The organism is Arthrobacter sp. MDT2-3 (assembly GCF_059090465.1).
The window spans coordinates 899,763-922,394 of the sequence record NZ_JBNHFS010000002.1; the positions used below are offsets into that span (position 1 = coordinate 899,763).

General features: G+C 65.6%; 22 protein-coding genes. 5 read left to right on the forward strand and 17 right to left on the reverse strand.

The annotated features are described in order from the left end of the window. The 6 genes from AC5RUQ_RS09845 to AC5RUQ_RS09870 all read right to left on the reverse strand — a co-directional run bounded on the left by AC5RUQ_RS09845 (position 1) and on the right by AC5RUQ_RS09870 (position 7,256). Complete coding sequence (locus AC5RUQ_RS09845; protein WP_493947131.1) at positions 1-2,151, reverse strand: Hsp70 family protein; 2,151 nt, start codon at positions 2,149-2,151, stop codon at positions 1-3. Positions 2,152-2,303: 152 nt separating this feature from the next. Continuing rightward, positions 2,304-3,389: a c-type cytochrome biogenesis protein CcsB gene (gene ccsB, locus AC5RUQ_RS09850; protein WP_493947132.1), complete on the reverse strand. Its 1,086-nt coding sequence runs from the start codon at positions 3,387-3,389 to the stop codon at positions 2,304-2,306. A 2-nt stretch (positions 3,390-3,391) separates the two neighbouring features. After that, positions 3,392-5,170, reverse strand: coding sequence for a cytochrome c biogenesis protein ResB (gene resB / locus AC5RUQ_RS09855; RefSeq protein WP_493947133.1), 1,779 nt, complete (start codon positions 5,168-5,170; stop codon positions 3,392-3,394). Beyond that, positions 5,170-5,925, reverse strand: coding sequence for a cytochrome c biogenesis CcdA family protein (locus tag AC5RUQ_RS09860; RefSeq protein WP_493947134.1), 756 nt, complete (start codon positions 5,923-5,925; stop codon positions 5,170-5,172). Before AC5RUQ_RS09860 ends, resB begins: the two co-directional genes overlap by 1 nt. 9 nt (positions 5,926-5,934) lie before the next feature. After that, complete coding sequence (locus AC5RUQ_RS09865) at positions 5,935-6,537, reverse strand: TlpA family protein disulfide reductase (protein WP_493947200.1); 603 nt, start codon at positions 6,535-6,537, stop codon at positions 5,935-5,937. A 38-nt stretch (positions 6,538-6,575) separates the two neighbouring features. Then, entirely contained in the window at positions 6,576-7,256 is a 681-nt protein-coding gene (locus tag AC5RUQ_RS09870) for a histidine phosphatase family protein (RefSeq protein ID WP_493947135.1), read from the reverse strand. 202 nt (positions 7,257-7,458) lie between these two features. Here AC5RUQ_RS09870 and AC5RUQ_RS09875 point away from each other — a divergent pair, with 202 nt between their 5' ends. The 3 genes from AC5RUQ_RS09875 to AC5RUQ_RS09885 all read left to right on the forward strand — a co-directional run bounded on the left by AC5RUQ_RS09875 (position 7,459) and on the right by AC5RUQ_RS09885 (position 9,538). Then, on the forward strand, positions 7,459-8,007 hold the full coding sequence (locus tag AC5RUQ_RS09875; protein ID WP_493947136.1) for a YceI family protein: 549 nt from the start codon (positions 7,459-7,461) through the stop codon (positions 8,005-8,007). A 174-nt stretch (positions 8,008-8,181) separates the two neighbouring features. Beyond that, positions 8,182-8,637 carry a hypothetical protein gene (locus AC5RUQ_RS09880; protein WP_493947137.1) on the forward strand — a complete coding sequence of 152 codons (456 nt, stop codon included), beginning with the start codon at positions 8,182-8,184 and terminating at the stop codon, positions 8,635-8,637. A gap of 163 nt (positions 8,638-8,800) precedes the next feature. Next, complete coding sequence (locus tag AC5RUQ_RS09885) at positions 8,801-9,538, forward strand: hypothetical protein (RefSeq protein ID WP_493947138.1); 738 nt, start codon at positions 8,801-8,803, stop codon at positions 9,536-9,538. A gap of 53 nt (positions 9,539-9,591) precedes the next feature. Here AC5RUQ_RS09885 and AC5RUQ_RS09890 read toward each other — a convergent pair whose 3' ends face one another. Next, positions 9,592-10,296 (reverse strand): redox-sensing transcriptional repressor Rex, encoded by a 705-nt coding sequence (locus AC5RUQ_RS09890; protein ID WP_163166736.1) that lies wholly within the window; start codon positions 10,294-10,296, stop codon positions 9,592-9,594. Between the two features lie 104 nt (positions 10,297-10,400). Beyond that, positions 10,401-10,655, reverse strand: a complete 255-nt coding sequence (locus AC5RUQ_RS09895; RefSeq protein ID WP_493947139.1) for a glutaredoxin family protein — start codon at positions 10,653-10,655, stop codon at positions 10,401-10,403. A 77-nt stretch (positions 10,656-10,732) separates the two neighbouring features. Here AC5RUQ_RS09895 and AC5RUQ_RS09900 point away from each other — a divergent pair, with 77 nt between their 5' ends. After that, positions 10,733-11,551 (forward strand): HAD family hydrolase, encoded by an 819-nt coding sequence (locus AC5RUQ_RS09900; RefSeq protein WP_493947140.1) that lies wholly within the window; start codon positions 10,733-10,735, stop codon positions 11,549-11,551. A 103-nt stretch (positions 11,552-11,654) separates the two neighbouring features. Here the strand turns inward: AC5RUQ_RS09900 and AC5RUQ_RS09905 are convergent, their stop codons facing one another. The 9 genes from AC5RUQ_RS09905 to AC5RUQ_RS09945 form a co-directional block, all read right to left on the reverse strand. After that, the gene (locus tag AC5RUQ_RS09905) at positions 11,655-11,753 is read right to left on the reverse strand and encodes a 30S ribosomal protein bS22 (RefSeq protein ID WP_003792170.1); all 99 of its coding nucleotides are present in this window, start codon (positions 11,751-11,753) and stop codon (positions 11,655-11,657) included. A 190-nt stretch (positions 11,754-11,943) separates the two neighbouring features. After that, positions 11,944-12,156, reverse strand: coding sequence for a helix-turn-helix domain-containing protein (locus AC5RUQ_RS09910; protein WP_163166742.1), 213 nt, complete (start codon positions 12,154-12,156; stop codon positions 11,944-11,946). A gap of 173 nt (positions 12,157-12,329) precedes the next feature. Next, a complete protein-coding gene (locus AC5RUQ_RS09915; protein WP_493947141.1) occupies positions 12,330-13,469 on the reverse strand; it encodes a 3-deoxy-7-phosphoheptulonate synthase in 1,140 nt (379 codons plus the stop codon). Between the two features lie 214 nt (positions 13,470-13,683). Beyond that, on the reverse strand, positions 13,684-15,051 hold the full coding sequence (locus AC5RUQ_RS09920; protein WP_493947142.1) for a glycoside-pentoside-hexuronide (GPH):cation symporter: 1,368 nt from the start codon (positions 15,049-15,051) through the stop codon (positions 13,684-13,686). Between the two features lie 15 nt (positions 15,052-15,066). Continuing rightward, a complete protein-coding gene (locus tag AC5RUQ_RS09925) occupies positions 15,067-16,086 on the reverse strand; it encodes an acetylxylan esterase (RefSeq protein WP_493947143.1) in 1,020 nt (339 codons plus the stop codon). Positions 16,087-16,262: 176 nt separating this feature from the next. After that, complete coding sequence (locus AC5RUQ_RS09930; RefSeq protein WP_493947144.1) at positions 16,263-17,774, reverse strand: rhamnulokinase; 1,512 nt, start codon at positions 17,772-17,774, stop codon at positions 16,263-16,265. After that, positions 17,771-19,822 (reverse strand): bifunctional aldolase/short-chain dehydrogenase, encoded by a 2,052-nt coding sequence (locus tag AC5RUQ_RS09935; RefSeq protein WP_493947145.1) that lies wholly within the window; start codon positions 19,820-19,822, stop codon positions 17,771-17,773. Before AC5RUQ_RS09935 ends, AC5RUQ_RS09930 begins: the two co-directional genes overlap by 4 nt. Before the next feature lie 4 nt (positions 19,823-19,826). Next, positions 19,827-20,993 (reverse strand): L-rhamnose isomerase, encoded by a 1,167-nt coding sequence (rhaI, locus tag AC5RUQ_RS09940; RefSeq protein WP_493947146.1) that lies wholly within the window; start codon positions 20,991-20,993, stop codon positions 19,827-19,829. A 99-nt stretch (positions 20,994-21,092) separates the two neighbouring features. After that, the gene (locus tag AC5RUQ_RS09945) at positions 21,093-21,440 is read right to left on the reverse strand and encodes an L-rhamnose mutarotase (RefSeq protein WP_493947147.1); all 348 of its coding nucleotides are present in this window, start codon (positions 21,438-21,440) and stop codon (positions 21,093-21,095) included. Positions 21,441-21,590: 150 nt separating this feature from the next. Here AC5RUQ_RS09945 and AC5RUQ_RS09950 point away from each other — a divergent pair, with 150 nt between their 5' ends. Further along, the gene (locus AC5RUQ_RS09950; RefSeq protein WP_493947148.1) at positions 21,591-22,613 is read left to right on the forward strand and encodes a LacI family DNA-binding transcriptional regulator; all 1,023 of its coding nucleotides are present in this window, start codon (positions 21,591-21,593) and stop codon (positions 22,611-22,613) included. The last annotated feature ends 19 nt before the right edge of the window (positions 22,614-22,632 follow it).

The following is a 22,632-nucleotide window of genomic DNA, read 5'->3' on the forward strand; positions in this document are numbered from 1 at the left end:
TTAGGCCGCCGGCGTCGTGGTCGTGGCCGAGGCCGTGAAGGTCTGGCCGGAGCCTGGGAACTCCTCCAGCAATGGCAACGGGGAAGGGTCACCCGTTGGCGACGGCGGATCCTGAACCGCCGGCGAAGGCGAACCGTCCGTTACCGGCGGCGCCGTCATTGCTTTGTCTGTAGAAGTAGCACTTGCCGTTCCGCTCGGGTTGCCGGTCGCTGTTCCGGTCGGGCTGCCGGTCGCTCTTCGGGATGCCGTTCCGGTCGGGTTGCCGGTCGCCGTTCCGGTCGGGCTGCCGGTCGAGTTTTCGGACGGCGTTTCGGAGGGACTTCCGGACGAGGTGCCAGACGGAGTGGCAGACGAGGTTTCAGAGGGAGTGGCAGACGAGGTTTCGGACGGACTGCCGGACGGCGTTCCGCCGGCGGTCGCCGTGCCCGAGGGTGTGGTCGTCGTACCTCCGGTCGCTGGCGCAGTTACTGTTGCCCCGTTGCCCTCAGCGACGGCAGCCGGAGCTGCACCGCCGGCGGAGGTTTCGGCGGAAGCACCGTTGTTAATAGCCGCAACAGCCGACAACCCGCTGGTGGCCCCCGCCTCCAACTCGAGGCCTGCCGTCTGGGAGGAGTCACCCTCCTTCACGCTGGCCTCGATGCCTGTCACTGGCAGCCGGGCATCCCCCGCAGCTGCGGCCGCGGAGCCGGTCCCACTGCCGCCGGTTCCTGTGGGCGGAAGTGTCTCCAAGGAGTCCGAAGCCCCAGCCGGCGGGACGAACACAGATGTCAGGCCGCTGAATCCTTCCGGACTTTGGGCGGCGGTGGCGCTAAGAACCGTGAATAGGGCAGCGGTAGCCGCGATAGCAGTGAGCCGCACCCTCGGTTTCGGCGCGTGCGCTCCGCCCCTCTCCCTGGAGCTTGGCGCGCGGGCCGCTGCCGTGGCGGAGCGTGGCGCCGTGGTGGTGTTTCGTGACCAGGAGGCCACCCGAACAGGTACCTGCCCACTTTTCAGGGCAGGACTTTGTCCGCTCTCACCATCTGTGCCGGCTGCACCGGGATCCACTGCGGCAGAAGCCTCAGCGGGGGTGGGCTGTCCCAGCACTGCGGAAACGGCGGCGCCAAGGCAGATTGACGATTTGGGGTCGGCATCCACGGCGATGGGCCTGTCAAGCTGCTCCGAGATCAGCTGTGCAACGAGGGGAATCCGGGAAGATCCGCCAATGAGCAACACAGCTGTGAGATCCGGGGGCTCCAACTCCAGCTGCCCCAGCGACTGTTCCAGCGCGTCCACCGTGTCCCGGATGTGTTCCTCGATCAGTGACTCGAATTCGGGGCGGACCAGGCGGACCTGCTGCTGGATGCCTGGCAGGAGCACGGAGATGCTCGCCTCGCTGTCGGAGGAGAGCGCTTCCTTGGCTTCCACGCACTCCCGTCGCAGCCGGGCCAGTGCGGCGAGCACTCCAGGCTCGGCAGTGTCCAGCCCGGCCAGTGCCCCACCGGTGTTTTCAGCCACGTAACGGAAAAGGGCGGCATCAAAGTCGGCGCCGCCCAGGTCTTCAAAGCCCTCCGGGCGCCCCAGCAGTTCGAACCGGTTGCCGGCAGTTTTGCGGAGAACAGCAGTATCGAAGGTCCCGCCGCCGAGGTCGTAGACGGCGATGGTACTGCCGGTCTCCACCCGCACCTGCGAGGCATAATGCAGGGCGGCGGCTTCCGGTTCGGTCAGCAGGGTGACTTTCCCAAGTCCGGTTGCGGCAAGGGCGTCCTTTATGAGGGAGGTCCTGTGGGTGCCCCATGCGGCGGGATGGGTCAGGATGATTTCCGACGGCGGCTCAGCCTCGCGCTCGGTTGCCCGGTCTGCCACCCACCGGGCCATGGTGGCGAAGACGTCCTCGGGTGGAAGGGACAGCATGCCTACAGAGATGGGCACGGCGTCGCCCACCCGGCGCTTGAACTCACGAACTACGCGCCCGGGGGAATCGAGCCCGCGGCGTTCCGCGGCCTCCCCCACCAGGACGGGGCCTTCCTCCGGGTAATACACCACAGACGGCACAGCTGATCCCCGAAGGCCCAGCGGCAGGCACTCCGGAACCGGCGCGGCTCCGTCATGAAAACGGACAACAGCGGCCGCCGTGAAACTGGTCCCCACATCAATGGCGAGAACGTAGCTCATGGGTACCTCAGCAAAACTCGTGGTCGCCAGCAAGCTTCATCACGGGCGCACGTCACCAAGGTAGCATCACGGCCGGGACCGCGAATACCCCCATTGCTACACCGAATTGTTATTTGGCCGCAGTACTGCGGGTGCTAAGAAGAAACCCCTGCTCAGAGGCCCGAATACGAGTGGAGGCCGTTGAAGAACTGGTTAACGATGGTGAAGTTGAAGATGACGCAGAGGTAGCCAACGATCGACAGCCATGCCGCGCGCGTTCCTGTCCAGCCGCGGGTTGCGCGGGCGTGCAGGTAGCCGGCATAGACAACCCAGATAACAAACGTCCACACTTCCTTGGTGTCCCAGCCCCAAAACCGGCCCCAGGCTTTCTCGGCCCAGATGGCGCCGAACATCAGCGTGAAGGTCCATCCAATGAACGCGATGGCGTTGATGCGGTAGGAGAGGTTCTCCAGGCTCAGCGCGGACGGCACCAGGCGCATGAAGCCGAGCTTGTCCGTACCGCCGGCGGCGACGGTCTTCAGCCGGCGCGCCTGGACCAGCTGCAGCGCTGACATCGCGAACGTCAGCGTGAACAGGGCCGAGGAGAGCACGGCGATGGACACGTGGATGATCAGCCAGTAACTCTGCAGGGCGGGAACCAGGTGGCCAACGGGGGTCCAGTACGCCACGGAAGCGGCCACCAGCATAATAATGACCAGCCCCACCACAAACGTGCCGAGGAAGCGCAGGTCGCGGCGGATCAGCACCAGCAGGAACACGGCCACGGCAACGAAGGCACCGGTAGTGAGGAACTCGTACATGTTGCCCCAGGGCACCCGTCCCGCGCCCAGCGCGCGGGTCAGCACGCCTGCGCCGTGGATCAGCGCACCCAGGACTGTCAGGGCTACCGCCACCCGGGCGGGAGCGCGCCGTTCGGCAGCGTACTTCATGTCGCCGTCGGCGGTGATGGCTCCCCCGGCCCCGTTCCCTGCTGACGGGGAGGCGGACGACGACGGCCGTTCAGCCCTGCCCGCCGGCCCGGCGAGGTGCGACTCGCTGCGTGCTCCCGCCCGGGCCCCTACGGGCACCCGGGCCGGGTCTTCCGCCTGCGCGGCCTTGAGGTCGATGGCGCGCAGGGCCCTGCTGCTTTTGGCCAAGTCCCAGGCGAAAGCTATGAAAGCCACCGTGTACGTGCCTGCAGCGAGCAGCATAAAGAGCTCGCTGTACTGGCCCATGGTTTCGTTGATTCCGTACGGCATTACTAGTCCTTTTCGGGCCCGGTGGGGCCTGCTGGGGTGGTGACTGAGCCTGTAGTGGTGGCGGCGCCGGGGTAATTGTCCTGCTCGCGGCTGGGTGTTTGCTGGGAGGGTTCCGGCCCGGCCGCATCTGCGTCGAGCTGCCATTCCCCGGACAGCAGGTTCCGGACGGCTTCGGCTTCAGCGGCGAGGCGGTGGTCCTCACCGCGGGCCAGGAGCCCGTACTCCACCATGGTGCGGCCGTCTGCGTGGGTGCCCGTGCGGACCCAGACGCGGCGGCGGTTGACGTAGAGGGAGAGGATCAGGCCGGCCACCGCGAGGAGCGCAAAAATCAGGGCGTAGAGCTGGCCGGGGTTGTGGTGGATGTCCACGCCGATGTACCGCTTCACGCCGTCGAAGCTGATGGTGCCCTTGCCGTCGGGCAGCGTGTAGCTGCTGCCAGGGCCCAGGGTGATGCCGCCGGCGTCCAGGTTTCTCGCGTTCAGCGGAGTCAGGTCCTGCACATCCAGCTCGAAGACGTTCTGCGGGGCGCCATCGTCCAGGCCCAGGTCCCCGTAGTAGGAGTTCAGCGTCAGCTGCGGGTTGAAGAGGTCGGGGTCGCCGCTGAAGGACACCCCCTCGTTCGAAACGAAGGCCGTGGGCAGGAAGAAGCCGCCGAAGCCCAGCTGGTCCGGCTTGGCATCGGGAACCTTGATGACCACTGAGGAGTAGTAGTTGTCCCCCTGCAGCTTGGCTACCACCGGCCCCTGCATGGCCACGTTTCCGTCGCCATCCCGAATGGTCACCACGGGAGCGTACCCGTTGCCGGTGAGGTAGATGCTGGTGCCGCCCAGGGTGATGGGGTCGTTAACCTTCAGGATTTCCTTCTGCGCTGGAGCGTCAGGGTTCTCCTTGGTGGTCACGGCGGCGGAGAAGTCGATGGGCTGGCCGAACTTGCCCTCCGACTCCCGGTCAAAGGTGATGTCGAACTTGTCCAGCTGCACGGAGTAGGGCTGCAGCTGGCCGGACTCGAAGTTGGTGCCGGGCGTGAACTGGTCGTAGCCCACCAGTGTGTTCACGAACGTGTCACCCTCCACGAGGATCCGCTGGCCGCTATAGCCGAACAGTCCGCCGATGGCCACGGACACCAGCACCCCGATCAAAGACGTGTGGAACACCAGGTTCCCCACTTCCTTTGTGAAGCCGCGCTCAGCGCCCAACGAGGGACGTTCTCCGCCGCTGTCCCGGACCTCCACGCGGTAGCCGCGCTTCTTCAGCACCGCCGCGGCACTGGTGATGGCGTCCGACGCCGGGATCCCGGCGTCGGACGGAATGACCAGGGTGCCGTACTCGGGGAGGCGGGACAGGCGCTTGGGCGTCCGCGGGGGCTGGGACCGCATCGCCTTGTAGTGGGCGATGGCCCGGGGCACCACACAGCCGATGAGGGAGATGAACAGCAACAGGTAGATGGCCGAGAACCAGGCCGAGGAGTAGACGTCGTACAGCTGCAGGGTGTCCAGCAGCTTGCCGTAATCCGGGTTGTCCTTGATGTACTGGGTGACCACGGACGGGTTGGCCGGGCGCTGCGGGAACAGCGAGCCCGGGACCGCAGCGACGGCGAGGAGCAGCAGCAGGAACAGCGCTGTGCGCATGCTGGTCAGCTGGGTCCAGGCCCAGCGGAGCATGCCCATCGGCCCCAGCGCAGGCAATGCCGCTTCCGCCTTGGCCTCTGATATCCTGGCGCCGGGCTCATTGCCACCGGCCGGGACGGAAGTTTTCTTTTCTACGTTCACGCGCTCGCTCATCAGATCGGCAACTTCACATCGGTTTGGAACCAGTACTGCAGCCCGGTGACCCAGGTGCCCCAGATGCCGCTGGCCATCAGCAGCCCGAGGACCACCAGGATGCCGCCGCCAATGCGCTGGATTGCCAGCCGGTGCTTGCGGAAGAACGCCATGACGCCCATGCCCCGCCGAAGTGCCAGGGCAATCAGCAGGAAGGGGATCCCCAGGCCGAGGCTGTAGACGAAGGCCAGGAACGCGCCCTTGGCGGCGGACGAGCCGCCGGAAAGGCTCAGGAGCTGGACCGCGGAGTAAGTGGGCCCGATGCACGGTGCCCAGCCCAGGCCGAACGTGAGGCCCAGGAGCGGCGCCCCCCACAGCCCGGCCGGCGGCTTGGCGTGGATCTTGGCGTCCCGCTGCAACCAGCTGAACCCGCCCATAAACACCACGCCCATAACGATCACCAGGATGCCCAGGACCTGCGTGATCCAGGCATTCTGCGGCCCGGCGATCAGGCTGCCCAGCTGGCCGAACGCACCGCCGAGGAGGACGAAAATCACGGAGAAGCCCAGCACGAACAGCCCTATGCCCAGCAGCATCCGGCCGCGCTTCTGCTTCTGCAGGTCCACCCCTGACAACCCCGTGACGTATCCCAGGTAGCCGGGAACCAGCGGAAGGACGCACGGGGACAGGAAGGAGACCAGTCCGGCCAGCAGCGCCACCGGAATGGCGAGGAGGAGCGAGCCGTTGAGGATGGCTTCGGCGAAGGGGCTGTTCACGGGTCTGCGCTACTCTGCCACGGCGGCAGCGATGAGGGCTTTCAGGGTGCCCTTCTGGATCTCGCCGAGGACGCGGGAGGCCACGCGCCCCTGCTTGTCCAGCACGAGGGTCGTGGGGACTGCGCCTGGCGGAACCAGGCCGGAGACTGCCAGCAGGACGCCGCCGTCCTTGTCGTCGAAGCTGGGGTAGGTCAGGTTGAAGGACTTATCGAAGGCTTCCGCGGTGGCCTTCTCGTCCCGCAGGTTGACGCCGTAGAACTGTACGCCCTGGGGCTTGAATTCCTGGTGGAGCTCTTCGAGGATGGGCGCCTCAACCCGGCACGGGGCGCAGGCCGCGAACCAGAAGTTCAGGACGGTGACCTTGCCCTGGAGGTCAGCCGGCGCAACCGTGGTTCCGTTGAACAGCGTGCCGTTGATCTGGAGCGCGGACTTCCGGTCGCCCGCCGCGAACTCCGTGACGGAGCCGTCGCCGGCCACATAGTTCTTGTTGTCCCCGGCCCTTGCCTGTTCCGCAAGGGCATCTTCCTGGGCACATGCCGAAAGGCCCAGGGCGATCGCGGTCAGCGCCAGGCCGCCGGCAGCAAGGACGCTGCGGCGGGAGCTGACGGCCAGGCCGGGCCGGCCCTTTTGGATAGAACTGTCAGTCACTTCTAGGCTCCAGGGGTGCTGGCTGCACCGGGAAGAAGGGACGCCGCGGGTTCGCTGTACACGACGCGCACCAGGGTGCCGTCGTCGTCGAACATCAGCGACGTGATGGAGGTGAGTGTGCACTCACGCTTTCGCGGGTCGTGCCACAGGGGCTTGCCTTCCGCGCTCAAGCGGGTGGCCCAGATGGGAAGCTGGTGGCTGACCATGATCGCTTCGGGCCCCTCTGCTCCGAAGTCGCCGTCGGCCAGCTCGATAGCGCGGAGGCGTGCCTCCTGTGCCGCTGCCATAACCCTTGCCGCCTGCTGCTTGTACGGCTCGCCCCAGGAGGGCCGGAGGGGGTTGACCAGCCGCGGCCAGTGCTTGGGCCTGCGCAGTTCCGCCTTGCTGACCTTCATGCCCTCGAAGTAGTTTTCCGCCTCGATGATCCGTTCCTCCGTGTGGATGGGCAGATGCAGGGCGTCCGACGTCGGCCGTGCAGTTTCCTGCGCGCGGTCCAGCGGCGAGGCGGCCAGGTACGTGATACGGGCCCCGTTTTCGGAGCGCTGCCGGAAGTGCTCAGCGAGGGTGCGTGCCATCTCCAGCCCTAGCTCGGAGAGGTGGAATTCGGGCAGCCTTCCGTACAAAACGCCATCAGGATTATGGACCTCGCCGTGGCGGAGCAGGTGGACAGTGGCTTGGGGCATGTTTACCAGTTTCTCAAATATGGCGTTCGATCCGAAATCTTCTACATCCAGTAGAACTGAAATTTATGAAGAAATGTTCCGGAGTCGGGAACAAAAGATGCATATGCATGTTTATAGTAGATGCAGCAGTTAGTTGAGACTTCAACCGATGAAGGTTCAACGGCAAGACCGTCAACTGGTAACACCCCAAAGGAGCAACATCATGGCACTTCCCGCAGACGTCACCACCGGCACCTGGACCCTCGACAACTCCCACAGCGAGATCGGCTTCACCGTCCGCCACGCAGGCATCAGCAAGGTCCGCGGCCAGTTCAAGGAAGCAGCAGCAACCCTGGAACTGAGCGAGGACGTGGCGGAATCCCGGATCAACGCCACCATCAACACCGCCAGCTTCGACTCGGGCGACGCCAACCGCGACGGCCACGTCAAGGGTGAAGACTTCTTCGACGTGGAGAAGTTCCCCGAGATGTCCTTCGTCTCCAACGGCCTGGTGGCCAAGGGCAACAGCTACGAGCTGACCGGCGACCTGACCATTAAGGGTGTCACCCGCCCGGTCACCCTGGAAACCGAGTTCAATGGTGTGGCCGTGGACCCATTCGGCAACACCCGCGCCGGTGTTTCCGCTGAAACCACCATCAGCCGCAAGGACTTCGGCCTGACCTGGAACGCTGTCCTCGAGACCGGCGGCGTCCTGGTGAGCGACAAGGTTGCCATCAACCTCGAGCTCGCCTTCATCGCTCCCGCAGCCTAGTCATCCTTTCCGCCGGAACCCCGGCACCGGCCTTCGCGCCGGTGCCGGGGTTCTGTCATTGATGGCTTTCGCCGTCCCGGCCTGCGCAGTGAAACCGTGGCCCGGTGCGCAGGGGCAGTCCCTGCGCACCGGGCCTCGCCGTGCCGCCGCCGGGGCGGGGCTACAGTGATGGCCATGAGCAACTTTGACAGCACGGGGCCCCGCAACGGATTTGCCGGCATGTTCTCGGTGGCGGGACTTCCCACTGAGCTCAAGGTCTCGTTCTGGATCTGGTTCCTGGGCGGCATCCTCGGCCTCCTGGGCGGACTGCTGGGCATGCTTGCCTCGCTGGTGCTTTTCGCGGCGGCGCCCGCTGCGGCCGCGCTGGTTCTGTTGCTGATGCTGCTGGCGGCGGCCGTGGGAGCCGCGCAGATCGTCTTTGCCCTCAAGATGAAAGAGGGGAAGCAGTGGGCCCGGCTGGCCCTCACAGTCCTGACGGGCGTCACCCTGGTCCTCGCCCTGGTCAACCTGGCCATGCGTGTTGGCCAGGGCGGCAACTGGGCGGGCTTCCTGATCAGCCTCGCAGCAACGGTCCTGCTCTGGCTGCCGAACTCGCAGGCATGGTTTGCAGCGCGGGGGAACAAGGGTTAGCAAGGCATCGCAGGGCAACTGCCGAGCAGGGGGCGGAATACCTCCCTGGAATGACCCATCTGCCGCCAGTCCGGGGGTACGGTGGACTTAAGCCATGCTGGGGGTAGGGCACAGGACCGAAACCCGGCAGCCTACCAGAACCCGACATGCCAAAGGACAGCTCATGAGTAATCCTCCCGTCCCGCCTCCCGTGCCCAACGATCCCGAGCAGGGCAACCAGCAGCCGCGCTACGGGGAAAACGCCCCGCAGTACGGACAGAACGCTCCCCAGTACGGCCAGTCCGGCGCCCCGCAGTACGGGCAAAACACTCCACAGTATGGCCAGAACCCGCCGCAGGCTCCGGGCTTTGGCCAGCAGCCGTACGGTCAGCAGCCTTACGGGCAGTCCCCGTACGCGCAGTACCCTTCGGAGCAGCCGCAGCCCACAGGCAGCAACGGGGTGCCGCAGCTGGTCAACATCTCGTTCTGGCTGCTGATCGCCTCGGCCGCCATCTTCGTCATCTCCATGCTCACCGGGCTCACCCAGCTGGACGACCCGGTATTCCGCCAGACCTTTGAGCAGCAAATGGAGGGCAGCGGAGCGGGCGTCACCTACGAGGACATCAAGGGCGTCATCGCCGGCACCCTGGTGGTCTTCGCCATCCTCGGCGCAGGGCTCTACCTGCTGGTGGCCTTCTTTGTCCGCAAGGGCAAGAACTGGGCGCGCATCCTGGGTACGGTGTTCGCTGCACTGTCCATCTTCAGCCTCTTCGGTCCTCCCAGCATTGGAACCATCGGCACCCTTCTGGGGATCGCCGCCATCGTCCTGCTGTACCTGCCGGCGGCTGCCCCGTACTTCCGGAAGCAGCAGCCCTTCGCCAACCCTTACGGTGGCGGCTTGGGCAACCCCTACGGCCGGTAGGTTTACGCACTTCCCACACCTGCGGGCGTGGGCCCCGGAACCGCCTGAGAAATCTAGGCGGTCTGCCCCGGGGCCTGCGCCCGTTGTGCGTGGTAGGCCAGGATCTGCAGTTCGGTGGCCATGTCCACCTTGCGGAGGTTGACCCCCTCCGGCACCTGGAGCATCACGGGGGCGAAGCTCAGGACGCTGCGGACGCCGGCGGCCACCACGCGGTCGCAGACATCCTGTGCCACGGCCGCCGGCAGCGCCAGCACCACCATGTTCGCTCCGGTCCGGTGCAGCACGGTTTCCAGGTCGGCTACGTCGCTGACGCGCAGCCACCCCACCTCGTTGCCCACCACCATCTGGTCGGCGTCGAAAATGGCCACGACGTCGAACCCGCGGGATTCGAATCCGCCGTAACGTGCCAGGGCCTTGCCAAGGTTGCCTGCGCCGACGATGGCGACCTTCCAGTCGTGCGTCAGTCCGAGTGCCGCCGCGATGTGGCGGCTCAAGTACTGCACCTCGTAGCCAACACCGCGGGTACCGTAGGAGCCCACGTGGGACAGGTCCTTGCGCAGTGTGGCGGAACTGACGCCTGAGGCTTCGGCCAGGGATTCGGAGGAAACGCGCTCCACTCCCTCGGCAAGCAGGGTGTTCAGGGCACGCAGATAGAGCGTCAGCCGGGCCACCGCTGCGGGCGGAATCTGTTTGGCTGGCGTGCCAGTGGTACCCGGAAGATCCGGGACAGCCTGGGGAGTTGAATCCAGCGAAGCCACCAGCCCCTCCCTCGCATCGCGTTGTGACTCCACTCTAGAGCCCTCCGGCCGATGCCAACAAAGCAGCCGGCCACAAAGCACGCGCGGTCACCGGTGCTGCTCCCCTACTCTGCCATGGCCCGCTGAAGCACGCGTTCCAGCCGGATCTCATCGATCTTCCAGAAGTCGCGCTGCACGCCGTCCACCAGCACTACCGGGATTTCCTCGGCATAGCGGTCCCGCAGTTCCGGCTGGTGGTCCACCAGCTCTTCCGTCCACTCAAGGCCCAGCGAGGCAGTAACCCGGCCGACGGCGTCGCGCGCCTCTTCGCACAGGTGGCAGTCAGCTTTGGTGATCAGGACGACGTGCGGTGTTGCCATGACTTAACCGTAGCCCCGTTGACTGTGCCCCGCGACGCCGACAGTGTCCACCGACTGGATTGACTAGACTCGACACCATGCCCGAGGAGAAGTACGTCGCCGTAGTCACCAAGCCGGTTGCGGCGCCGCAACCCGGCGAGGCGGCGTTCTTCGATGTGGACAACACCCTCATGCGCGGCGCCAGCCTCTTCCATGTTGCCCGCAAGATGCACCAGCGCGGAGCCTTCACCATGGGCCAGGCTGCCGGGTTCGCCTGGAAGCAGTTCAAGTTCGTGGCCCGCGGCGAAAACATGGACGACGTCCACGCTGTCCGCGACTCCGCGCTGACCCTGGCCGCAGGCATCACGGTTGACGACGTCAAGGCCCTCGGCGAAGAGGTCTACGACGAGATGATCGCGTCACGGATCTGGCCGGGCGCCAAGGCCTTGGCCGAGCAGCACCTGCGGGTGGGCCGGCGGGTGTGGCTGGTCACTGCGACCCCCATAGAAGTTGCCACTGTGATCTCCACCCGGCTGGGACTCACGGGAGCCCTGGGGACGGTCGGGGAGATCTCGGAAGGCATGTACACCGGCCGCCTGGTGGGAGACATCCTGCACGGCTCCGCGAAAGCTGTGGCTGTCCAGGCAGTGGCGGATGCCGAAGAACTGGACCTGAAGCGCTGCTGGGCCTACAGCGACTCCTTCAATGACATCCCGCTGCTTAGCCTGGTGGGCCATCCGGTGGCCATCAACCCGGACGCCCGCCTCCGCCGCCACGCCCGCGACAACAACTGGCCCGTTTACGACTTCCGGGCAGGCCGCCGCGCAGCCACCTTCGGCCTCAAGGCAGCCACTGCCGGCGGCGCCGTCTACGGACTCTGGAAAGGCTTCGCCCGCATCCGGGGTCCCCGGGCATAACGGGCACCAAGGCATAACGGGCACCGGCATAACGGGCAGGGCAAAAACAAAATGCCCGCCACCTCGGAAGGCGACGGGCATTTCCACGCTGTTCGAAGTATCTCTACTTCTTGTTGCGGCGCTGGTGACGGGTCTTGCGAAGCAGCTTGCGGTGCTTCTTCTTGGCCATACGCTTGCGACGCTTCTTAATAACTGAACCCACGAAAGTTCCTTACAAACTAGATGCAGTACCTGTCTGATGGAAAGTGTTCGTGGACAGAGCTACGAACTGAACAACTGACAGATTCTTACAATGACGTAAAACGTTCCTTAACAGGGTACCGCTTATCCGGAGCCGCTTCTGACCGGTCCGGCTGCGACCGGCGAAAACACGGCGAATGCGACGAAACGACTCAGGCGGTTTCGGTGTGGCCGTCCACCACGGCGCCCTTGAGGTACTGCTCAACGGCGGCTTCGGGTACCCGGTAGGAGCGGCCGAACCGCACTGCCGGCATCTCTCCGGAGTGGACCAGCCGGTAGACAGTCATTTTGGAGACGCGCATGACCTGGGCTACTTCTGCCACGGTCAGGAACTTCGCGTTGGAGAAGTTCTGTTCTGCCGACATTTCCCTATTTTCCTTTGCTGACGGATGGACAACAGTGACCCCAGGTACGTGCCAATGCGGTGTTACGATGCTGAGCCATCCACCAACCACCTTCTAGATACTCTAGATGTTCCTGTGGCCAAAGTGAAAGTAGTACTGTCCCCCTATTTACTCCGCCACTCCGCAGCGGGCGCCTACCTTCTACGCTTGCGGGCGGAGGCGGCCAGCTGGTCCAGCACCGAGACCGAAACGTCCCAGTCCATGCAGGCATCGGTCACGCTCTGCCCGTACACCAGCTCCGACCGGCCGGCCGCGTGCTCGGCAACATCGAGGTTCTGCGCGCCGCCCACCAGGAAGCTTTCCAGCATGACGCCGGCAATTGCCTGCGCGGAAGCGCCGCCGTCCTCGAGCTGCGCGCCGATCTCCAGCGCTACTTCTGCCTGGCGGTGGTGGCTCTTTCCGCTGTTGGCGTGGCTGGCGTCAACGATGAGGCGCGGGGTCAGCTGCTTGCCGGCGAGCTTGGCTGTTGCAGCCTCGACGTCGGCAGCAGAGTAATTGGGCCCCTTGCGTCCGCCACGGAGGATGACGTGCGTGTCAGGGTTTCCCGCCGTGGCCACGAGCGCGGCCCGGCCATCGCCGTCGATACCAAGGAAAGCCTGGGCCGCCGCGGCAGCACCGCAGGCGTCGATGGCAACCTGGAGGTCGCCGTCGGTCCCGTTTTTGAAGCCAATGGGCATGGAGAGCCCGGAGGCGAGCTGCCGGTGGATCTGGCTCTCGGTGGTGCGGGCCCCGATGGCGCCCCAGGAGATAAGGTCCGCCATGTACTGCGGGCTGATGGGCTCCAGGAATTCGGTGGCTGTGGGGAGCCCGAGCGCGGTGACCTGCTGCAGGAAGTGCCGCGCCGTGCGAAGGCCGGTCACCATGTCGTGGCTGCCGTCCAGGCGGGGATCGTTGATCAGGCCCTTCCAGCCCACCGTGGTGCGGGGCTTTTCGAAGTAGGCCCGCATCACGATCAGCAGGTCCTCCTTGTGCTTCTCGGCCTGGCTGACCAGCCGCCGCGCGTACTCCAGCCCGGCCTTGGGATCGTGGATGGAGCACGGCCCCACGATCACCAGCAGGCGGTCATCCACACCGTCCATGATGGCGCGGACTTCGTCACGTCCGCGTTCCACGACGTCCGCCACGCGGGCGTCCAGCGGCAGTTCAGCGATGAGTTCCTGCGGCGTGGGCAGGGCGGTGAATTCGCTGACGCGCAGGTTCGACGTCAATTTCGCTGCAGCTTCACCAAGGGGGCGGGCTGCGGTGGCATTTGCGGGGGCTGTTGCGGTGCTCATGTTCGGGTCCTGTTCCAGATAGGAAGCGGGCCCAGATCAGAACCCGCCGGAGAAACGGCGAAGGGCAGAGAATGATCTCTGCCCTGTTGGCTCTGAAGGAAAGTTGGATGCGTGTCAGTTAGACGCGGGCCCCTCCAGAGCCAACGAAAAATACGCATACCAACGGTTTGTCATGCCATGAACCATAACCGCGGGCCGCTGTGGCCGCAAACTGTTACGTCGCATCCCGCGACAGGCTTGCCACCAGCTCCGCGTGCTTCTGGTCGGTCAGGCGGTACCAGTACATAATCCCGACGGAGGCCAGCACCAGTGCCCCCGGCAGCAGCCCTGCCGCCGCCCTGATGGCGAGGGTGGCAGTATCAGACTGCTCCGCTATCCCCGAAACGTAGCCGCCCCAAGCCAGTGAGAAAGCGACGACGGCGGCGCCGAATCCCATACCGAGCTTCCGGGTGGCGGCCAGGAGCGCGTAGTTGATTCCCTGGACCCGGACTCCCGTTTTCCATTCACCGTATTCCACGGTGTCGGCGATCAGGGCCCAGGTCACGATGCTGACGGACGCCGAAGCAAGGAGCCCCAGCACGAGGCCCGCCAGGCCGAGCAATGGCATGTCCGCGGGGGCCAGGAAGACCAGCGCTCCGCCCATCGCCCCGAATCCGCCGCCAACACTGTAGACGGCCCGCTTGCCCCATCGGGCCACCGGAACCGGCATCAGGACAGCCAGCGTCAGCGTGATCACCACTTGGGCTGCGGCCATGACGGGGAAGAGGTCCACCCGGGACAGGACGTCCCGGAGGTAGTAGAACTGGGAGGCGCCGGTGGCAGAAGTTCCGGTGACGAAAAGGACGGAACTCACGCAAAGGATCACCAGCGGTGAGTTTGCCTTGAGGGCTGCCACGCTCTGGCGAAGGGTGATCTTGGGGACGCTGCCGGGGACCTGCTCAACGCACACTATGCCCGTGAAGCAATAGAGCAGTGAGCCAACGACGGCGAAGGTGATGGTCAGCCAGGTAAAGATCTGCTGCATGTCCTGGCCGGCACCGAGGAGCGGTGCAATGAAAAAGCCGAGGGTGGCCCCCACCGAGAGGCCGCCGATGGTACGGGCACCACCGAGCCTGGCGCGTTCCTTGGCGTCCTGGGTCATGGCCCCCACCAGGCACCCGTAAGGCACATTGACCATGCTGTAGGCAACACACACCAGGGCGTAGGTGCAGTAGGCGTACAGCAGTTTCAGGGACGGGTCGACGTCCGGAACATGGAACACCGCCACACTCAGCAGCAGGGGAATGAAGCCGAACATCAGGAACGGGCGGAACTTTCCCCACCGCTTGCTTGGCACACGGTCCACGATGCGGCCGGCCGCTATGTCCGTGAAGGCGTTAAAGACCCGCGCAACGAGCAGCAGCGTTCCTGCCGCCGCTGCCCCGATCCCCGCTACATCGGTGTAATAAACAAGCAGGAACATGTTCCCGGTACTGATGATCATGCTGTTGGCCGCATCGCCGGCCCCGTAGCCGAGAACGCTGAGCCTGCCCAGTTTCTTCATTGCTTCCTTGTCTACCGGGCTGAGAAACCGCTTTCTCATGCCCGCAGAAGAAACTTACCCCAAAATTTTGCGAAGAAACAGCAGCTGCCGGATCCAGTGGTGTTCCTGGCCGCCTTCGTGGTTGTTGAACCGGTAGACCTCAATCTCCTTGACGGCTCCGGTGCCGGATGAATCCGGAGTGCCGGAGCCGTAGGCATTGAAGCTGGCGAAGACGGTGGACGGCGGGCAGATATCGTCCATCTGGGCTGCGGAGTACAAGGCCGGCGCCGTTGCCAGGCGCGCCAGGTTGACGCCGTCGAAATAGCTCAGGACCGCGAGCATCGGTTCGTATTGGTCCCGGTGCCGGGCCAGGAACTGGGCGATCTCCGGGTACGGGCCGCGCGGGGTGATGTCGATGGCGCGCGGGAAGTCCTGCAGGAACGGAACATCGGGCAGCGCGGCGATCACGCCGTCGAGCCGTCCCGCAGCCAAGCCTGCGGTGGCAACCACGATGCCGCCGCCCTGGCTGACGCCGGCGAGAACCACCTGTGCCGGATCGATCTCCGGATGGCTTTGGACCGCTTCCACGGCCCGGAAAGCGTCCACATAGACCCGGCGGTAGTAGTAGTCTTCCCGGCTTGCGATGCCCCTGGTCATCAGGCCTGCGTGGGCCACGCCGCCGGCGGAGGGGTGCGGGTCGGGCGTCTCACCCAGGGTGCCGCCGTAGCCCTGGCCGCGGGTGTCCATGATGAAGTGCGCGTAGCCTGCCTGCGCCCACTTCGTGTCCTGGTTGACCAGGCCGCGGCCGCCGGAGTAGCCCACATACTGCACCACTACCGGCAACCTTGTTCCAGCGGCCCTGTTGGCGGGGAGGTGCAGCCAGCCCTTGATGGCGGCGCCCCCATAACCGGCGAACGTGGCATCGAAGGTATCGATGACCGACAAGTAGTTCTCCACCGGTTCAAAGGATGCATTCAACGGAAAGGCCCGGGTTTCGGCGATTGTGGCGTCCCAGAAGGAAGTGAAGTCGGCGGGCGGCGTCACGTCCGAGGTGTAGTTGCGGAGCTGGGCCAAGGGAAGGTCGAAGAGTGGCATGGGCTATCCGGTCCTGTCAGGTAGTTGGCATGGTCTATGGCACTGCTTACAGGCCGGCGAGACACTTCTCGAAGATCTTAGGGGCGGCCGCATAGTCCCGGTACGGCCGCATGACGCCGCGTTCAGCGACGTGGCGTCATGCGTCCGCGCGTTGCGGATCTTTGCCTGCGCAGGACCTACAGGCGCGACAGCTCCGGGGTGAACATCTGGAGCTGGTGTGACCGCACCACCAGGCTCCGCAACTCGGTCAGTCCGCCGGATACCGCGCCGGCTGCCCGGGCCTGAACCAGGACGTTGCCCAGCGCTGTCGCTTCCACCGGCCCAGCCACGACTTTCCTGCCGGTGGCATCGGCGGTGAGCTGGCAGAGCAGCCGGTTCTGGGAGCCGCCGCCCACCACATGCACCACGTCGACTGACCGGTCAGCGAGGCGCTCGGCGTCGCGGATGGTGCGGGCGTAGCCGGCGGCCAGGCTGTCCATGATGCAGCGGGTAATCGCGGCAGGATCGTTCGACAGTACTTCTCCGGTGCGGCGGACCGCGGCGCGGATGCGGTCCGGCATGTTGTCCGGGGCAATGAAGTAGGGGTCGTCCGGGTTAATCTGTGGCCCGCCGGGCGGCAGAGCCGCAGCCGCGGTCAGCAGGGCCGGAAGCTTGGGCCGGAACCCCTCGGAGGCCCACGTCCGCTGGCATTCGCTGAGGAGCCAGAGGCCGCCCATGTTGCGGAGGTAGCGGATGGTGCCGTCAACGCCGCGTTCATTCGTGAAGTTCGCCTCGCGGCTGGCCTCTGTAAGGACAGGGTGCTTCAGCTCAAGCCCCACCAGGGACCAGGTACCGGAGGAGATATAGGCAAAGTCCTCCTCGCCGTCCTCCGCTTTCGCGGGGACGGCTGCGACGGCGGAGGCGGTGTCGTGCGAGCCGACAGCCACCACTTTTGTGTCCTGCGGAAGGCCTACGTGGGCGGCAATGGCCGGCAGGAGGGTGCCAACAGTTTCACCGGGCTGGACCAGCGGGGGGAACAGGTCCTTCCGCAAACCCAGCGCAGTGAGGAACTCGGTGGCCCACTCCCCCGCCACGGCGTCGAACAAGCCCGTGGTGGAGGCGTTGGTGGCCTCGGTCCGGCGCTGCCCCGTCAGGAGGAACGCGATCAGGTCCGGGATCAGGAGCGCCTGGAGGCCATCCAGGTCCGGCTCGCTGGCCAGCTGGTAGATCGTGTTGAACTGCAGGAACTGCAGCCCCGTGGTCCCGTACAGCCGTGCCGGGTCCAGCTTCCGGTGCACCGGCTCCACAGCGGTCCGGCTGCGGTCGTCCCGGTAGCTGAACGGCTGGGCGGTCAGTTCGCCGGCGGCGTTGACCAGGCCGTAGTCCACGGCCCAGGTGTCGATGCCGATGCTGGCTACACGCTCACCTTGCACGGCGGCAACGGTCGCCGCCGCCGAGAGCCCCTTGAGCACTTCGGCGAAGAGGGCGTTGAAGTCCCAGCGCAGCCCGCCGTCGATCTCCACCACGCCGTTGGGGAAGCGGTGGACAACTTCCAGCTCAACGCTGTTTTCCCCGCCGGCATTAACGCGGCCCAGGATGACCCGGCCCGAGGAGGCGCCGATGTCGACGGCGGCGAATACCCTGGCGGGGCCTGCGGAAACTGCCCCGGCCTGGGCCGGGGCAGTTTCGTTGGTGCGTTCGGCGCTCATCGCAGGAAGGCTGCGGCCACTCCGGCGTCCACGGGGATGTGCAGGCCGGTGGTGTGGGACAGTTCGTTGCTGGTGAGGACGGCGGCGGCGTTGGCCACGTGCTCGGGCAGGACTTCGCGCTTGAGCAGGGTGCGCTGGGCGTAGTACTCGCCCAGTTTCTCCTCGTCCACCCCATACACGGCGGCGCGCTTGGCGCCCCAGCCGCCGGCGAAGATGCCGGAGCCGCGGACCACGCCGTCGGGGTTGATGCCGTTGACGCGGATACCGTGCTCGCCCAGTTCCGCGGCGAGCAGGCGCACCTGGTGGGCCTGGTCCGCCTTGGTGGCGGAGTAGGCGATGTTGTTCGGGCCGGCGAACACGGAGTTCTTGGAGGAGATGTAGATGATGTCCCCGCCCAGGCCCTGGGCAATCATGACCTTCGCCGCGGCCTTGGCCACCAGGAACGAGCCCTTGGCCATCACGTTGTGCTGCAGGTCCCAGTCCTTCTCGGTGGTTTCCAGCAGCGGCTTGGAGATGGACAGGCCGGCGTTGTTGACCACCAGGTCCACACCGCCGAACGCCAGCACAGCGGCGTCGATCGCGGCAGCGACCTGGGCTTCGTCCGTGACGTCTGCCTGCACGCCGATGGCAACGTCCGGCCCGCCGAGTTCTTGGGCGACCTTTTCGGCGTTCTCCAGGTTCAGGTCGGCGATGACCACGCAGGCGCCTTCCGCGGCGAGGCGGGTGGCGATGGCCTTGCCGATGCCGGAGGCGGCGCCGGTGACCAGGGCGATGCGGGTGGCGTGGGACTTGGGTTTGGGCATCCGGGCAAGCTTGGCTTCCTCCAGCGCCCAGTACTCGATCCGGAACTTCTCTGATTCCTCGATGGGGGCGTAGGTGGAGATGGCTTCGGCGCCGCGCATCACGTTGATGGCGTTGATGTAGAACTCGCCGGCGACGCGGGCGGTCTGCTTGTTGGCGCCGAAGGAAAACATGCCGACGCCGGGAACCAGCACGATCGCCGGGTCCGCGCCGCGCAGGGCCGGGCTGTCCTGGTCCGCGTGGCGGTCGTAGTAGGCCTGGTAGTCCTCGCGGTAGTCCGCGTGCAGTTCGTGCAGCCGTGTAATCGAGTCCTCGATGGAGGCGTCGGCGGGCAGGTCCAGGATCAGCGGCTTGACCTTGGTGCGCAGGAAGTGGTCCGGGCAGGACGTGCCCAGGGCGCCCAGGCGCAGGTGTTCGGCGGCTTCGAGGAAGTCCAGGACGACGGCGTCATCGCTGAAGTGCCCCAGCTGAGGCTTGTCCGTGGAGGCCAGGCCGCGGATCACCGGTGCCAGCGCTGCGGCCTTGGTGCGGCGCTCGGCCTCCGGCAGTGCTGCGTAGCCGGGCAGCTTGGGTCCGAAGGGTTCGGCCGTGCCGTTGTCCCGGATGTACTTCTCGGCCTGTTCGATGATCCACAGCGAGTTCTGCTCTGCTTCTTCGCTCGTGGCGCCCCAGGCGGTGATGCCGTGCCCGCCCAGGATGGTGCCGATGGCCTGCGGGTTGGCTTCCTTGATGGCGGCAATGTCCAGGCCCAGCTGGAAGCCGGGGCGGCGCCAGGGTACCCAGAGGACCTTGTTGCCGAAGATCTTGGTGGTGAGGGCCTCGCCGTCCACCGCGGTGGCAATGGCGATGCCGGAGTCCGGGTGCAGGTGGTCCACGTGCGCGGCGTCCACCAGGCCGTGCATGGCGGTGTCGATCGACGGGGCCGCGCCGCCCTTGCCATGCAGGCAGTAATCGAACGCCGCCACCATCTCGTCCTCACGCTCAACACCGGGGTAGACGTTCTTCAGCGCGTTCAAACGGTCAAGGCGCAGCACTGCAAGGTTCTCCGCCTTCAGCGTGCCGAGGTCCCCGCCAGAGCCCTTGACCCACAACAGCTGGACGTCCTCGCCCGTCACCGGGTCCTTCTCCGTGCCCTTGGCCGAGGTGTTGCCGCCGGCGAAGTTGGTGTTCCGCTTATCCGCACCCAGGCGGTTGGAACGCGAAATCAGGTCTTCAACAGTCTTGTTACCTGTGTTCTGCATGTTCATGCTTCTACGCGCCCCATCCGGCTTGCTGGCCGCCTACGCGGTCCTCATTGATCTTCTTCTGGTAACCGCTGGCCTTGAACGCGGCCATCGGGTCCGCGGGCAGGCCGCGGGATTCACGCCACTCGGCCAGGACCGGCCGGACGTCGGTGTAAAACGCATCGTTGAAGATGCCATTGGCGGCCAGGACATCCCCGGCGCGCTGTGCCTCGGCCAGGGCTGCGGTATCCACCAGCAGCGCCCGGGCCGTCATTTCCTGCACGTTCAGGACCGACCGGATCTGGCCCGGGATCTTTTCCTCCAGGTTGTGGCACTGGTCCAGCATCAGCGCAACACCGGAATCCTTGCCGTAGCCGCCGCCACGGATCACCTCGTACATGATCCGGAAGAGCTGGAACGGGTCCGCGGCACCCACAATGAGGTCGTCGTCTGCATAGAAGCGCGAGTTGAAGTCGAAGGAACCAAGCTTGCCCAGGCGCAGCAGCTGCATCACGATGAACTCGATGTTCGTGCCCGGGGCGTGGTGGCCGGTGTCCAGGCAGACGAACGCCTTCTCGCCCAGCGCGAGGGTCTGGGCGTAGGAGGTGCCCCAGTCCGGAACATCGGTGTGGTAGAAAGCCGGCTCGAAGAACTTGTACTCGAGAACCAGGCGCTGCTCGTCGCCCAGGGCGGCGTAGATCTCCTGCAGGGACTCGGCGAGGCGGTCCTGGCGGCCGCGCATGTCATCCTGCCCCGGGTAGTTGGTGCCGTCCGCCAGCCAGATCTTCAGGTCCTTCGAACCCGTGGCGTGCATAATCTCGATGCAGTCCAGGTGGTGGTCGATGGCCCGGCGCCGGACCGTCTCGTTGGACGAGGTCAGGGAACCGAACTTGTACTCATCATCCTGGAACGTGTTGGAGTTGATCGTGCCCAAACCAACACCCAGCCCGGAAGCGTACTCCTTCAGGGCGGCGTAGTCATCAACCTTGTCCCATGGGATGTGCAGCGCAACGGTGGGAGCCAGGCCGGTCAGTTCGTGGACCTTCGCCGCATCCGCAAGCTTTTCCTGCACGGTGCGCGGGGTGCCGGGCGTGCCGAACACCTTGAACCGCGTACCGGAATTTCCATAAGCCCACGAGGGGACCTCGATGGCAAGCTCCTCGAGCCTGCCCAGCGCCGTTGCTACGTCATTCATGATGGTTCTTTCCGGTGTCTTGTCTTGCTGTGGTCTGGTTGGTGTTGCAGTGTCCGGCGTGGCCCCGCTGCTGGAGCGCACAGTGCCTGGCCTGCACTGTCAGCGTGCAGCGGATTCTGCCGCCGCGAGCTGGCTGTCGAGGTTGAAGACTTCCTCAAGTACCTGGAACCCCTCATCGGGCGCCTGGTCCGTGTCTTCGAAAAGCTTGGCCATTTCCGCCTGCCAGCGGGCGTTTACGTCCGCGAGGGCCATGCGCGCCCGGGCTGCGTCGAAGTCGTCGCACTCCAGGTAACCGATCAGGAGCCCGTCCTCGCCGAGGAAAAGCGAGTAGTTGTTCCAACCGGAATCCTTGAGGGCCCGGAGCATCTCCGGCCACACGGCAGCGTGCCGCCGCCGGTATTCGTCGATCAGCGCCGGCTGGACCGAGGAACGGAAGCACACCCTCATTTGGAACTCTCCTGAACTTGCAATTCTTTGAATCGTTTCATTGTTACGATTCAAAGTACTCTTGAACGTGAGCAGGTGTCAAGCATTCCGGGACCTGTTCCTCACCAAGACCGGGAGGCATCTGCACTCCGCCCACCAGCACGGAGAATCATGAACCGCTCAGCCAGCATCAAGGACGTAGCCAACCACGCCAGTGTGGCGGTGGGCACTGTTTCGAATGTGCTGAACTACCCGGACAGAGTCTCGCAGCGGACCAAGGAACGGGTACTGCGTGCCATTGATGAACTAGGTTTCGTCCGCAATGATGCGGCACGCCAGCTCCGCGCCGGACACAGCCGCACCATCGGGCTCATCGTCCTGGACGTGGGAAACCCCTTCTTCACCTCCGTGGTGCGCGCCGCCGAGGATGCGGCCGCCCTCCAAGGCAGCGCCGTGCTGCTGGGCGACAGCGGCCACGACGCCGGCCGTGAGGCCAATTACATCGACCTGTTCCAGGAGCAGCGCGTCCAGGGGCTGCTCATTTCGCCCGTGGGCGACGTGACCGAGCGGCTGGACCTCCTCCGCGAGCGCGGCGTGCCCACAGTCCTCGTGGACCGGCTGGCTGACGAGGAGAAGTTCTCCTCCGTGGCCGTTGACGACGACGCCGGCGGCTACTTGGCTGCCAGGCACCTGCTGGACACCGGCCGCCGTCGGCTGGCCTTTGTGGGTGGCTCCACGTCCATCCGCCAGGTGGCTGACCGCCTCCAGGGAGCCCAGCGGGCAGTGAAGGAAGAACCGGACGCCACGCTTGAGGTGCTGGTCTCGGAAGGCCAGACTGTCCTGGCCGGCCGCAGCGTCGGCAACATGCTGGTGGAACGGGACCGCCGCGGGCTACCCGACGGGATCTTCTGCGCCAACGACCTCTTGGCGCTCGGCGTTATGCAGTCACTCACCATGACGCACACCTACCGGATCCCGGAGGACATCGCACTGATCGGCTATGACGACATCGACTTCGCAGTCTCCGCCGTGGTGCCCCTCTCCTCCATCCGGCAGCCAACCGAGGCCCTGGGCAGGACGGCCATCGAACTCCTGGCGGAAGAGGTTGAAGCCCAGCACGCGAGGCACCGCGCAGTCGTCTTCACCCCGGAACTGGTGGTGCGTCAGAGCACCGGGGGCGCGTCCGCTGACTGACCGGCCTCTGCACCGGAAC